Annotated in this window: 13 protein-coding genes and 1 pseudogene; 13 read left to right on the top strand and 1 reads right to left on the bottom strand. The window is 61.9% G+C overall.

Annotation, left to right across the window (positions count from 1 at the left end):
• Window positions 1–412: 412 nt before the first annotated feature.
• The 13 genes from HS101_02670 to HS101_02610 all read left to right on the top strand — a co-directional run bounded on the left by HS101_02670 (window position 413) and on the right by HS101_02610 (window position 11,733).
• Window positions 413–1,084 carry a PEP-CTERM sorting domain-containing protein gene (locus tag HS101_02670; GenBank protein MBE7505169.1) on the top strand — a complete coding sequence of 224 codons (672 nt, stop codon included), beginning with the start codon at window positions 413–415 and terminating at the stop codon, window positions 1,082–1,084.
• A 408-nt stretch (window positions 1,085–1,492) separates the two neighbouring features.
• On the top strand, window positions 1,493–1,918 hold the full coding sequence (locus HS101_02665) for a hypothetical protein (GenBank protein MBE7505168.1): 426 nt from the start codon (window positions 1,493–1,495) through the stop codon (window positions 1,916–1,918).
• A 51-nt stretch (window positions 1,919–1,969) separates the two neighbouring features.
• A complete protein-coding gene (locus tag HS101_02660) occupies window positions 1,970–3,058 on the top strand; it encodes a protein kinase (protein MBE7505167.1) in 1,089 nt (362 codons plus the stop codon).
• Between the two features lie 3 nt (window positions 3,059–3,061).
• A complete protein-coding gene (locus tag HS101_02655) occupies window positions 3,062–3,343 on the top strand; it encodes a hypothetical protein (GenBank protein MBE7505166.1) in 282 nt (93 codons plus the stop codon).
• A gap of 72 nt (window positions 3,344–3,415) precedes the next feature.
• A complete protein-coding gene (locus tag HS101_02650) occupies window positions 3,416–4,828 on the top strand; it encodes a hypothetical protein (GenBank protein MBE7505165.1) in 1,413 nt (470 codons plus the stop codon).
• A gap of 32 nt (window positions 4,829–4,860) precedes the next feature.
• Entirely contained in the window at window positions 4,861–5,466 is a 606-nt protein-coding gene (locus tag HS101_02645; protein MBE7505164.1) for a hypothetical protein, read from the top strand.
• Between the two features lie 2 nt (window positions 5,467–5,468).
• Complete coding sequence (locus HS101_02640) at window positions 5,469–6,038, top strand: hypothetical protein (GenBank protein MBE7505163.1); 570 nt, start codon at window positions 5,469–5,471, stop codon at window positions 6,036–6,038.
• Window positions 6,035–6,643, top strand: coding sequence for a hypothetical protein (locus tag HS101_02635; GenBank protein MBE7505162.1), 609 nt, complete (start codon window positions 6,035–6,037; stop codon window positions 6,641–6,643). The genes HS101_02640 and HS101_02635 overlap by 4 nt, the downstream gene beginning before the upstream one ends.
• Window positions 6,644–6,702: 59 nt before the next feature.
• Window positions 6,703–6,948 carry a DUF433 domain-containing protein gene (locus tag HS101_02630; protein MBE7505161.1) on the top strand — a complete coding sequence of 82 codons (246 nt, stop codon included), beginning with the start codon at window positions 6,703–6,705 and terminating at the stop codon, window positions 6,946–6,948.
• On the top strand, window positions 6,945–7,301 hold the full coding sequence (locus tag HS101_02625; GenBank protein MBE7505160.1) for a DUF5615 family PIN-like protein: 357 nt from the start codon (window positions 6,945–6,947) through the stop codon (window positions 7,299–7,301). Before HS101_02630 ends, HS101_02625 begins: the two co-directional genes overlap by 4 nt.
• 649 nt (window positions 7,302–7,950) lie before the next feature.
• The gene (locus tag HS101_02620; GenBank protein MBE7505159.1) at window positions 7,951–8,712 is read left to right on the top strand and encodes a hypothetical protein; all 762 of its coding nucleotides are present in this window, start codon (window positions 7,951–7,953) and stop codon (window positions 8,710–8,712) included.
• A gap of 97 nt (window positions 8,713–8,809) precedes the next feature.
• Window positions 8,810–9,928, top strand: coding sequence for an ATP-binding protein (locus HS101_02615; GenBank protein ID MBE7505158.1), 1,119 nt, complete (start codon window positions 8,810–8,812; stop codon window positions 9,926–9,928).
• A 44-nt stretch (window positions 9,929–9,972) separates the two neighbouring features.
• Window positions 9,973–11,733: a hypothetical protein gene (locus HS101_02610; GenBank protein ID MBE7505157.1), complete on the top strand. Its 1,761-nt coding sequence runs from the start codon at window positions 9,973–9,975 to the stop codon at window positions 11,731–11,733.
• 221 nt (window positions 11,734–11,954) lie between these two features.
• Here HS101_02610 and HS101_02605 read toward each other — a convergent pair.
• Window positions 11,955–13,036, bottom strand: a pseudogene (locus tag HS101_02605) (IS3 family transposase).
• Between the last annotated feature and the right edge of the window lie 130 nt (window positions 13,037–13,166).

The raw sequence follows: 13,166 nt of genomic DNA, 5'->3' as shown, positions 1-13,166 counted from the left end.
CATTCCGAAGGTCTCCTGTGTCATTCGTCCGGCAGGGGCGCCGGACGCTACGGGAATCGCGGCAATCGAAGGTGACATATAGTGACACACGCGATTTTTTTCGTTTGCAACTCTTGCGGCAGGCATGTGTTGGGGCGGTTCGCGTTTTAGGCGGTTTTTGGTGGAAACGACCTGAGGCGCGAGGCTGTAGGCGGTAGGCTTTAGGCTGCAAGTTTGGGGTCTCGGCCTCGCAGTTGAAGTTGTCGGTACCGGTGACATCGCGCTACCTCGCGGGGCGTGGGTGGATTGGTCTCTATTTGTTCATTCTTGCTCCGCGCTCGCGCCGTGGGGCGGCTTCGGGATGAAATCGCGGGCATGGGCCGTGCAGCCTGCCGATATTCAGTATGTGTAACCGGCACGCTTTCAAGGAGGAATGGTGCTACGCCGTGTTCATATTCAAGCGGCTCTCGGCCTCTTCATACTCTCGATCCTGCCTTCGCCGCTGAAGGCAGGTACGTTGCTGAGCTCGTTTAGTCTGCACGCCGGTGCCGGTCCCGCACCATGTCAGTCCACAAGGACACAGTTCTTTCTCGAACATGATTCGCAGGGTTTCACGCACATCGTTACGCTCGGCCAAGGGCTGCGATTCTGGGGGGACGGCGAGGCCGGCTTCATCGACTTCACACCCAGCAACTCCCCGGCATTTAGTGAATTCGCGGCGCTGGTTTCGGATGGTCAGGACGACTTCATCGTTTCGCTCGGTTATGCAGAAGGTTGCGGCGGTGGCGGGCCCGGCTTCATGGAATCAGAAATGCTCGGCGGAGCGCCGGACCTGGCCGGGTGGCAATTGGAATCCGTACGCCTCATTGTTCACGACATCACCGTGGAAGCCTACGATCCGCCGTGCGACTGTGGGCCGGGGACGCGATTTGATGCGAACATCACCTGGGAGTTCTGGGGGACGCCGGTGCCGGAGCCGGGGATGCTTGGATTGTTGGGCGTCGTTGGGGTGGGAATGAGTCGGCGCGGTCGACGGCGGGGGAACGCGTTTTTTGGGAACGCGGTGTTCCACAGAGAGTCGTCCGCCCTCCGGGCGGGGATGTAGTGGCGTTCTTTTCCAGTGACTGAAGTCACTGGCAACCATCGTGCGCCCTACGGGCGAATGCAGGGGCGCTTGGTGCGCCCTATGGGCGAATGCAGGGGCGCTTGGTGCGCCCTATGGGCGAATGCACGGGCGCTTGGTGCGCCCTATGGGCGGATGCGATAAAGCTTCGCGGATTTTGCGGGTGAATGCTTTGACGCCTGGCGCGATCTTCGGGCTCGTTCAGATTGCCAGGGTAATCCGCTAGGGGGACGTGGCGGGCAGAGCCCACCCTACTATTTAGGGCGATCGCGCGGAAGAATTCGGCCTTTCCGCGAAGAAAAGCCGTTCCAAACACAACACAGGTTTGTAAGCCCGCGGCGTGGCGGGGTGTGGTATATTCAAAATGGGGCGGATCGTGAGGAGTCTCGCGTGATACTAGCGGACATTGGGAAGTTCGTGGGGGCCAAGGTGGCGACGGCGGCGATCTTCATCGCCGTGGCGGCGGGGGGGTTCTGGTGCTATCAGAATCCGGACTCGGTCAAGGCCTTCGGCAACGTGGTCAAGTACACGCTGATCTGGCTGGTGGTCGTGGCCGCTCTGCCGTGGTCGAGTTACCTGTTCATGCGACCGCTGCTTGCCATACAGGCCAAGCAGACGACGGCTTCCGGCGCGGCGATCGTGAGCCTGGGGCTGCTCGGTACGTATTGTCTACTGGATATACTGCTCGCGCTGTGGCTGGCAGGCGGAGGAGTCTCCGGCAGTCTCGCATGGTTCGTGTTGATCGTTGGTTTCGCCGCCGCAGCGGCCTATAATTTCGTCATTTGTGAGTCGCTGGCGAGGCATGTGGGACCATGACGCTCGACACGTGTCGATGTCAGTGACCCCATCGTCCATGAAGGGTACAGCATGAACGGTCCACAAGCCGGCGACCGCATCAGCGAATACGTCCTCGTCGAGATGGTCGGCGCGGGCAGCTTTGGACAGGTCTGGAAGGCCCGGCACCACGTCTGGAAAGAAGAGATCGTCGCCATCAAGGTCCCGACCGATTCGCAGTTCGTGCGCAATCTTCAAAAAGAGGGCTGCACGATTCACGGCCTGCGCCACAAGAACATCGTCCGGGCCATTGGCCTCGATCCCTACGCGGAGACGCCCTATCTGGTGATGGAGTTCGTGGACGGTCTCTCGCTGGAAGGGTGGATCAAGCGGTATCGCGAGGGGATGCCGGTGCGTACGGCGCATCGGATCTTGCGCGGCATCCTGGAGGGCCTGGAGCACGCCCACGCCAATGGCGTTATTCATCGAGACATCAAGCCGGCCAACATTCTCATCGCGGGCGGCAAGGAGAAGCCGGTCGAAGAGCTGGGCGTCGATGACGTGAAGGTCACGGACTTCGGGCTCGGGCGAGTGGGCGAAGTGACGGCCAACAGCATCATGCAATCGGGCAGTCTGCTCGCCGAAGACGGCAAGAACATCTCCGGGACGATCGCCTACATGGCCCCGGAGCAGCGCGACGGCGAGGCGACCGACGCGCGGAGCGATTTGTACGCCGTCGGCATCGTGCTGTTTGAACTCATCACCGGTCAGCGGCCCAGCGGGAGCGACATGCCGTCGCATCTGCGCGAGGCCTTGCCGCCGTGGATCGATCCAGTCTTCGCGAGACTCTACACGCGGCGCGAGCGGCGGTTCCCCGGCGCGGCGGATGTCCTTCGGGCCATTGGTCAATCGGAGGCGCGGCCGGTGAGCGCGGCGACGATACCGACGGTTCCAACGGTTCCGGCGATTCCGGTGAATCGTGTCCCGGGCGCGCGTCCGATATCCGGGGGGGCATGCCCATCGTGCCGTGCGCCGATCGAGGCGGGCGACAATTTCTGCATTTCATGCGGCAAGCAGTTAACGGCGACCCTGCGAAAATGTCCTCAATGCGGCGGCTATCCGGAGTCGGACGACCGGTTCTGCATTCACTGCGGCGGCGAGCTGATGGCGACGGGGGGATAGACCATGGTTATCTGGTCAACCGGGATGCCGTTGTTTGCCCTGCTCTTCTTTGCCGGGTTTACCATTTTTGTGTTTTCCTGCCTTCTGAGGGTCATTCGAGGGCCGGGCTGGGATAACGGCAGGGAACTGGACAATATGTACGACAGAAACGGCAATTCCCTTTCCGAAGAGGAGTGGATGGAGCCGTGGCGATGCCCGCGACCCCAATGCCGGGCGATGAACCCCGGTCATGCGAAGTTCTGCCGGTTGTGCGGCCACGCGGCCCGCGAAGGCGAACAGCATTAGATCAGTCAACTGCCTCTCGCTTTAGACGCCATCGCAAACGTTTCATCAAGGCAGGAGAATGAGTCGGCCAATATGGTAAACCCCGCTGCGAAACGCGCAATAGAAATGGAGTCGGCTTATCTCGTGGGGGTTCAGCAGAACATCCGCGAGGCGGGTTCGCGCTACGACCGCGGCAGGCTCACCACGTTTCAGGAGATCGACTCCGGCGAGCGCGTGCGCGCGGCGATGATCGACCGGCGACTGCACGATCGGGCGCTGGCGGCCGAGTTGCCGCAGGGCAAGGGGTTTGTCATCCGTCAGTGGGCGCGGCGGCTATTCTTCTGGCGGAAGCTCCAGGGGGTGACGGTCGCGACGACGCTGGTCCCGCCGGAGCCGCTGCTGACGCCGGACACGCCGCCCGGTCCGGTGACGCTGGTGCAGTTGGCGTCGCATGTTCGGTCGCTGACGACGGACCTTCGGGCGCCGCATGTTATCGGCGTGTGCAGTCCGAGCGGCTTTGAAGAAAGTGTGTATCGCGCGCCGCTCGATATTCCCAATGTGACCCTGGTGCTGGTGGAGCCGGCGTCGGCCGGCGGGTGGAAAATATCATCGCCCGGGCGGAAGATCGACGAACGGCTGCTGAAGCTGTTTAATCCGGAGAATGTCGCTCAGAAGATCGATCGGGTTCGCCGGGAGATCGAGGAGCGCAGCACCGATCTGCTGACCGGCGGTCTGTCGGCGAGCAGCATGGCGGCTCGGCTGGAGCTGCCGGTCAAGGTGGTGCAGCAGGCGTTTGAAACCGCCGCAAGGAGCGACCCGGACCTGCGCGTCTCAAGGCGATCCGGCGAATATCTGCTCTTCCGCGGCGCGGGTATGTACTCGGGCGAGGAGGTTGGTTCGATGTCGATGTTCGAATGGGTTCGCAGTCTCTTTTTCAGTGAAGGGGACGAGGCGAAGAAGATCAACCTGCTCTCCGAGCGGCGGGCGGCGCTGTCCGACCGGCTGAACCGGATGTACGACGACATCGGCAAGCTGGAAAAGAAGGAGACGCAGCTCGTCGACGAGGGCAAGACGGCGACGTCGAACGTGGTGAAGCGGCGCATCGCCGCGCAGATCTCCCACATGCGCAAGGACATCAGCCGGTGCAACACCAGCGCGGCGCTGCTGTCCAAGCAGATCAACATCATCAGCACGCACATTCACAACCTGCAACTGGCCCAGACCGGAAGCATCGCTCATCTGCCGTCGAGCGAGGAACTGACCGAGGCGGCGGTGAACGCCGAGGAGATGCTGGAGCAACTGACGGCCAGCGACGATCTGGTGAGCAGCCTGGAAGTGAACATGGCGCAGTCGGCCATGTCGGACGATGAGGCGGCAATTCTGAAGGAGCTTCAGGGCGGCGACGAGGAGAAGGCCCCGCCGGAGAAGACACCGGCCGTCGGCGAGTCGCAGACAGCCAAGACACAGGCGCCGTCGCGCGAGCGTAGCGGGCCGCAGGCGGAGTGACGCAGAGTCTTAGCAGATAGAACGGGCGGAGCATGGGATTATTCGACTGGCTGACAAAGCGAAACAAGTCCCTGTCGCAGATGACGCGGCAGGAGCTTCGGCGACAGGAACTGCTCCTGGGGCGCGACCGCGAGCAACTGCTCAAACGGGTCAGCGACTGTGCGACGAAGAAGCAGGAGATCTTCGAGAAGGGCCGGCAGGAGAAATCGCCCGAAGTGCGGCGGATTCTGGCGCAGGAGTTCGACCTGAAGACGACCGAGCAGCTCATGGCCGGCCGTCAGCTCAATATGCGCACGAAGGAGTACCTGACCGTCTCGCGGATGCGCATGCTGCGGGAGAACGCGGATAAGGCCAAGTCGATGGGCTCGCGGCTGGGGATGATCGGCGAGCGCGACCTCGTGACGCTGGAGAAGATGATCGAGAACGACAAGATCACGGCGGATATGTATCAGGAGCGGCTCGACTCGATGCTGTCGATCGGCGAGGAAGAAGGCGAGTCGATTCTCACGCCGGGCTCCAAGCAGGTGCTCGATGTCTGGGAACAGATGGACACGGGGCTCATCGACGACGCGAGTCAGGCCTTCGACGAGGCGGACAAGCGCGTCCGGGAGCGACACAAGTCGGCTGAAGGGGCATAGCGGTGGCACTCGAAGCGGCGGTCGATCACAGCAAGGACCAGGTTCGCCGGGCGATCATGCAGTTCGCCGCGCGGCGGGGCTGCAAGGTGACGACGCCGTGGTATGCGGAGTGTCTGCGGATCGAGGCGGATGCCGATGTGCCGGCGCAGCATGGCAGGACCGATGATGGCATCTCCGGCATGCTTCAGATGGCCTCGACCTATTTTCTCGATAAGCCGAAGCACCGGGCGTATGTCGATGTGGAATTGAGCCGAAAGCGAGGACAGACGATCGCCGCGATTTCTTTCGGGGAGCATCCGCGGAGTTCGAGTATCGGGGCGATGCTCGAAGCGTTCCTGATGGATGACGCGGCCTATGAGACGAAGACGCCGGCGGCCTGCCCGAGCTGTACCGCGCCGGTGGTGAATCTGCGGGCGACCTATTGCGGTCGCTGCGGGCATCGGTTGACGAGCGACACGACGGCGCACGAGCAGGCGGTCAAGGCCTTGTCAGGCGAGGCCGAGGACAGCGACGAATCGCGCAGCGAGGCAGTGACCATTGAGCGACGGCGAGAAGGCGAGGAGCCGAGATGAGTCTATTCAAGAGCGAAGAAGAGCGGCGGATCGAGCGGGACATCAAGATTCGCCAGGGCATCCGGCGGATTGAGAAGTCGATCTCGGAGCAGAACAAGTTCACCAACGAGTTCATCAAGAACGCCCGACGGGCCAAGCAGATCGGCGATAACTCGCAGTACATCTTCATCCGCAACTCGCTCAAGAAGACGGCGACGGTGAAGAAGATGCTCGAGCGGCAACTGCTCGCCGTGAAGAACGCGCTGATCATCAAACGGCAGGCCGAGGCGTCGAGCGATTTCGCCCAGGCGATGGGGACGATGGCCTCGGAGATCGGCCGGATGTTCGGCCAGACCGACCTCGTGCGCACCCAGACCGAGTGGGAAAAGGCGATGGCCCAGAGTCAGAGCATGGAAGAGCGGATGAGCATGTTCCTCGAGACGGTCGAGGACATCGCCGCGAGCGACACGGCCGAGGTGCCGAGGGAAGTCGTGACCGAGCAGGAGATCGACGCGATGATCGAGGCGGAAAGCGAGGCGGAACACGCCAAGGACGTGGACGAACTCGACGCGCTGCGCGCGGAGCTGAACGCGGTGAAGAACGCGGGGCAGAAGGAAGCGAAGTAACTCTTGGAGTCAGTTGTTGCCAGGGGATACAATAGCGTAGACCTACGGGAGACATTGCGATGACGAAAGAAGGTCTGCTGGAACGCATCACGTCGCGCCCGGACGTTTTCGGCGGCAAGCCGATCGTTCGTGACATGCGCATATCGGTGGAATTGATCCTGAGCCTCTTGGCCCAAGGCGAGACTGTCGAAACGCTGCTTGGCGACTACCCGGACCTCAAACCGGAGGATATTCAGGCGTGTCTCGCTTATGCCCACGCGGTGATTGCGAATGACTCACTGGATTGCGTCAGAGTGTCGGCATGAGATTCCTGGTGGATCGGTGCATTGGGTTGCGCTTGTCCGATTGGCTCAGGGAATCGGGGCATGATTCAATCTATGCTCCGGCGCTCGGGCCGGACCCTGGCGACGAAATTCTACTGCGGTGGGCCCGCGAGCAGGGCAGGGTTCTTATCACCATTGACAAAGACTTTGGCGCACTGGTGTTTGTGCGTGACCAGCCACACGCAGGGATCATCCGAATGCCGGACGTGGCCGTCCAACGGCGGATTGACTTACTGAAAATGGTGTTGGAAAACCACGGAGAGGCTCTTGAAGCCGGGGCCATTATTACGATCCGTGGTGAGCGGATTCGTGTGTCCCAGGATGCCCGCGAGTAACGTGTTTGAACTCGACGCGCTGCGGGTGGAACTCAACGCGGTAAAGAACGCCGGGCAGAAGGAAGCGAAGTAGAAGTGGAGTTTTCGCGATTCGAATGATTCGTGCCCCTAAGGGGTTCAGTGGTTTGGAAGGCGTAGTTGGCGCAATTCGCCGGAAGTGTGAACGGTCAACAAGCAACTTGGAGCAATCATGTCGTTTGATCCAACAGCAGAACAGTTTGAGTGGCCCGAACCGACAGAATTATCAAACAGTGCTGGTGCAACTATGAGAATATCGCCTTGTGCCATCAGCAATGATATTGATCAATGTGAGAACGATCGACAGAAAGAGTGTCGCCGGTTTTATCAGACCCCTATAGGGGTATGGACGGAACTCGAAGTAAAGTATTGGCAGATCGGCGGACCAGAACCATGCACGCAACTTATTTGCGACCTACGTGAGATACTCAATGCCGCAGTCGATTCCAGGATTTCAATTGTTGAGGCCGAGAACGCACTTGCCCATAAGGGACATGACCCAATCGTAATTAGCGTCTGTCTTGGATGGTTAATAAAGGGGAAATACGTCAATCACAATCTCCGAACAATGCAATTGGAAAGGGCTAAACCAACGTGAGTCTTGATCGTCAGGTTTCGAGGAGGCCGAGGGATGTTTGAGAGAACCCAGTGTCCGTCATGTTCTCACATTTTTGCAGCAGAGATCAGCGATCTAGGGAAGAAGACTAAGTGCAAGTCCTGCGGAAACGCATTTGTGATCAGGGGCATGACAAAGGCTTGGCCTAGTGAAACAAGGAACGCAGGCAACCCAGAGCAGGTTCCGCAACCAGCTTCGGAGACAAAGAAATCAAGGCTCTGGATAGTTGTACTGATTGTGATTGCCATGGTTTGGTTTTGGGGTGGCAATTCCGAATCTGAGACGGTCGCATACTGGAACAACATGTTTACGACGTCTGAAAGGGCCCAGTTGCCCGAATGGCAAAAAGAGTGGCCTGGTACTATTCGCAGATTGCGAGATGAACTGGCCTCGAGGTCAACTAATGGGGTTGATCCGCTCGCGAAAGGCACATCTGAGCGCCTACAAGGTTTTCTTGGTGAGCTGGCCGTACTGTATGACCATCTAAACTGGATGAACGAACATCCGAATCAAACCGCGATGAGCGGAGCCGTCGGCGGAACGGTATTTCCCAAGTGGCAGATTCTGGCAGATGAGTGCAAGCTGTGGGCCGTCGAGTTCAACAGCTTTTCTAAATCGGCGTACACACAGCTTTCGAGTGAACTCGATGAAAAACTCAATGCCCCGATTCTGTTGCCGGTGGGTATTTGGGATCAGCATATTCTGAGCGCGCAGTCTCAGTCTGATGTCCTCGACAAACTAGGGACGATAGGTGGGGCGCTATTGCTCGGCGGTTGATTCGTAATCAAGCTTAGGTCGAGGGGCCTCGGAATTTCGTCTATAGCGGCTGTTGTTGTTACTTGATTCTCCATTCATCATTACTCACTATTCAACCATGTCCGTCTCCTACGATACCTTCGAACGCCTGAAAGAACGCGGCCTCGCCGCCTACAAGAACGGGGACTATCCCGCGGCCAAGCCGTTTCTCATGCAGGCGGCCGATGCGATGATCAAGATCGCCGCGGAGACCTCCGACGCCGCGCAGCGCCAGCGGCGCAAGGCGATGGCGGCCGAGTTGATCGAGTTTGCCAAGCAGTGCGATCTCAAGGGCGAGCATCGCAAAGAGGAGCGGCGCCGCGCGGCCAGCGGCGATGAAGACGAGAAGGGGGCCAACGCCCAGGACTGGATCGTCCGCGACAAGCCGAGCATCCGCTTCGACGACATCGCCGGGCTGGAAGACGTCAAGCACGAGATACGCCTGAAGATGATCTACCCCTTCGCCCATGCGGAGTTGGCGCAGCGGTATGGCATCTCCACAGGCGGGGGGCTCTTGCTCTATGGCCCGCCCGGCACAGGCAAGACGATGATCGCCAAGGCCATCGCCTGCGAGATCGACGCGACGATGTTCGTCATCAGCCCGGCGCAGGTGCTTTCGAAGTGGGTCGGCGAGGCGGAGCAGAACATTCGCAAGCTGTTCACGGCGGCGAAGGCCGAGGCGCGGGCGATCATCTTCATCGACGAGATCGAGTCGCTGGTGCCGAGCCGGCGCGATTCGAACAGCAGCGTCATGACGCGCGTGGTGCCGCAGATATTGCAGGAACTGGAAGGGTTCGATCGAAGCTCGACGCGCTCGCTGCTTTTCGTCGGCGCGACGAACGAGCCGTGGGCCCTGGACGCGGCGGTCATGCGGCCGGGGCGGTTTGATGCGAAGGTCTATGTGCCGCTGCCGGATGAGCCGGCGCGCTTCAAGCTGCTCGAGATATACCTCGGCAAGCGGCCGCTGGCGGCGGACATCGACTTCGCCGAGATGGTGCGGCTGCTCGACGGCTACAGCGGGGCGGACATCAAGGCGGTGGCCGAGCGGGCGGCGACGATTCCCTTCATGAAGGCCGTCGGCGGCGCGGGAGCGGGGGCGATCGGCAAGGCGGACCTGGTCGCGGCGATTGAAGCGGTCGGCCCGTCGGTGCGGAAGAAGGACCTGATCCGCTTTGAAGAGTTCTCAAAGTCGCATTGACAAACTTCCTGATATGTCGTGCGGCGCAATCTACAATCAACGCAATGACGACCAAATTTGAAATCTCGAATTTTCTGGGCGACGAGCGGCTGGTGGCGCGGCGGGCGGCGGCGGGGGACGTCTTTTCGTTCCTGACGCGTTCGCTGGTGCTTCCGCCGGACTGCTCCGCGATGGTCTGGCCGCAAGTGGGCTCGCCGCGCGTCGCGGGGCCCGGTTCGATGATTGAGGCCGACGGCGCTGTCCGCGTGATGTTCGTTCGCAAAGCGCCTTTTTCGCTGGGGTACAACTTCGATCGGCTCAGTTCCTCCGACGGTTTTGAACTGTCCGCGTCGGTCGGCCTTCAGGTCAGGGTGGTGGCGGAGCGCACCGAGCTGGCGGGCTTTTGCGATCGCCTGATGGGCAGTGCCGCGGCGGTGACGCTGGACGCGCTGCAGACGTACTGCGCCGAGGCGGTTCATTCGGCGGTGGAGACCTTTGTGAAGGCCCGCAGCGCGGCGGACCTGCTCTCGCCGCAGACCTGGCCGCAGTTCGACGCCATTCTGGAGGATGCGTTCAAGCCGGTCGGCTTTTCGTCGGGGCTGGAATTGGTCGGCGACGCGCGCATCGTCACGGCGTCGAAGGACTTCGCCCGGGCGGCCGAGGCCCAGCGCGTGCAGAAGCTTCGGGCCGATCGCATCGCGGCGGAGCAGAAGCTGCGGGAGCTGTCGTCCGATGCCAGGCGGCAGCGGCTGACCGAGCTGGCCGACACGCTCGATCGTCTTCAGGCGATGGCGGAAAAGAACAAGGGCAGCTCGCTGGTGGAGCTGATCCGCGCGTTTGATCCGCTTCAGCGCGGGGGGCTGTATCAGGCGCTGCTCGCGCGGCAAGGCGGCGCCGCGCAGTCGCACACGATTCTGATCGTCGCCGGGGATGAACTGCTGTGGTTCGACCCGGCATCGCCGGCGAGGCCGACGCGCCGATTGTCGCTGGCCGGCGACGCGGGCCCGCTGCGCTCGGTGCACGCGGGGACCTGGGAGGGTAAGTCGGTCGTGCTGGCGGGGGCGAAGCGCGGCGTGCATGTGCTGCGGACCGAGCAGGACCCGCGGCTGACCTTCCTCTTCGACGTGGACCGGCCCCTTCGCGGCGGGGTGAACGCGGCGGCGGTCATCGGCGAGCGGCTTCTGGCGACGCACTCGGAGGTGGGGCTGATCGAGTGGGCCCTTCGCAGGACGGATCATTTCGATCTGCCGCGCGCCGAGCTGTTCCTCACGGCCAAGTCGGTGCGCGACCTGCGGACGGATGATAAAGGCACGGCGTGGATGGCCGTCGATCGCCGCGTCGTGGGCATCGGGCCGGACGGCGAGGCCGAGCCGATCGTCATGAACGCGCCGGCCAGTGTCACAGCGCTGACCCTCGCTGAAGGGGCGATTTACGCGGGGCTGGAGTCGGGGCAGATCGTCTCGTGGCGGGCCGATGCGCCGCAGTTGATGGATTCGCTGCGCTTTGCCTGCGGCAGCGCGGTGGAGTCGATCGTTTTTCTGGAGGGCGGCGGGGTGCCGCGCCTGCTGATCGCCGACCGGCGGCCGCATCTGGAGATGATGATCCCCGGCGAGCAGGTGAGCACGAAGTACGCGGCGGGCCAGCCGATGCGCTGGGCCCTGGCGGCCGGGCCGTGGATCGCCGGCATCAACGACCGCCGCGACCAGCTCGTCATCTGGCGGATCGAAGACCCGGCCGAACCGACGGCGGTCATCTCCATCGGCCAACTCTGCGGCCACTCGGTGCAGGACGCGGCGAGTCTGGTCACTTCCAACGAAGTCGTGTAGGCGGCTGGTGCGTGAATCCTTTCTCGCATTTTGAAGCCTGGTGACCTGCCCCCAATTTATGTACCAGTTGCTATGAGAGTCGAGTCCACTTTTCGATCCTGCGCAGGCGCTGATAGCGAACCGGCAGGAGGGGAAGAAGCCGGGGTCCAGGGGCAGAGCCCTTGGCGGGGGTTTGGGGGCAGGGCCCCCAAGGCTTCCGATCTACACTGGGCCGCATACGCCGCCGGCGTCTGATAGCCCAGCGACGAATGCGGCCGATGGTGGTTGTAATCATTTTGCCAGGTGGCCGCCAGGACCTTGGCCTCGCGCAGATCGGCGAAAGACTCGGCATTGAGCAGTTCATCGCGCAGCTTGCCATTGAAGCTCTCGGAGTAGCCGTTCTCCCAGGGGCTGCCCGGCTCGATGTAGAGCGTGCCAATCTGCGCCGCCTCCAAGTAGCTTCGCAGCGCCTGGGCGATGAACTCCGGACCGTTGTCACTGCGGAGGAACCGCGGCGCCCCGCGAATGAGGATCACCTGGGCGACGATGTCGATGATCACCGAGGCGGTCATGCCGCGCTCGACTTCCAACGCCAGGCACTCCCGGGTGTACTCGTCGACCAGCGTCAACCACTTCAGCGACCGATGGCCCTCATCCCGGTCATGGATGAAATCCCAGGCCCAGACGTGGTTGGGGTGTTCCGGGCGATGACGCAGAATCCCCCCGTCGCTATGGCCCAATCTGCGCTTCTTGTGCTGCCTTCGAGGCACTCGAAACCCTTCCTTCCGCCACAAGCGATAAACTCGCTTGCGGTTCACCTTCCAGCCCTCACCCCGCAAGAGCGCCCAGACCCGACGGTAGCCATACCGGGGATGGTGTCGTACCTGCTCATGCATCGCGCGCACCAGCATCGGCTCATCCTCCACCACGAGCGGCTCGTACCGCTGAGTGCTTCGCGGCTGACCAACCACCTCACACGCCCGACGCTCCGACACCTCGCATGCCGTCTGCGCCTCCTGCACCGCCTCCCTGCGGCGCGCCGGGCTCGCTATTTTCCCTTCAGCACTTCCTCCAGGATCTGCTTGTCCAGAATCAGGTCGGCCACCGCCTTCTTTAGCCGGCGGTTCTCGATCTCCAGCTCCTTGAGCTGCTTGGCCGCCTCGGCCTTCATCCCGCCGTACTGGTTCCGCCAGCGGTGAAGGGTCGGCTCGCTGACTTCCAGCCGCTGGCACACCTGACCGATGCTCGCCCCGGCCGTCAGCATCGCGTCCGCCTCACGCAGCTTGGCGATGATCTGCTCCGGGCCATGTCGTCTTCGCTTCATCAAGAATCTCCTTGCCCATCCGGGCAGTTAAGACTCTCATAAGAACTGGATCAAGTCTCGGGGAGCAGGTCACTGGGAATCTTCCCATGTACGAGAGGGCCTGCCCGGCGGGGTGGGACATGGGAACGGA

The sequence above is a fragment of the Planctomycetia bacterium genome (assembly GCA_015075745.1).
Classification (GTDB): Bacteria; Planctomycetota; Phycisphaerae; order UBA1845; family UTPLA1; genus UTPLA1.
Note: the sequence above shows the minus strand (reverse complement) of the source record. Positions and strands in the feature narration are given on the sequence as shown.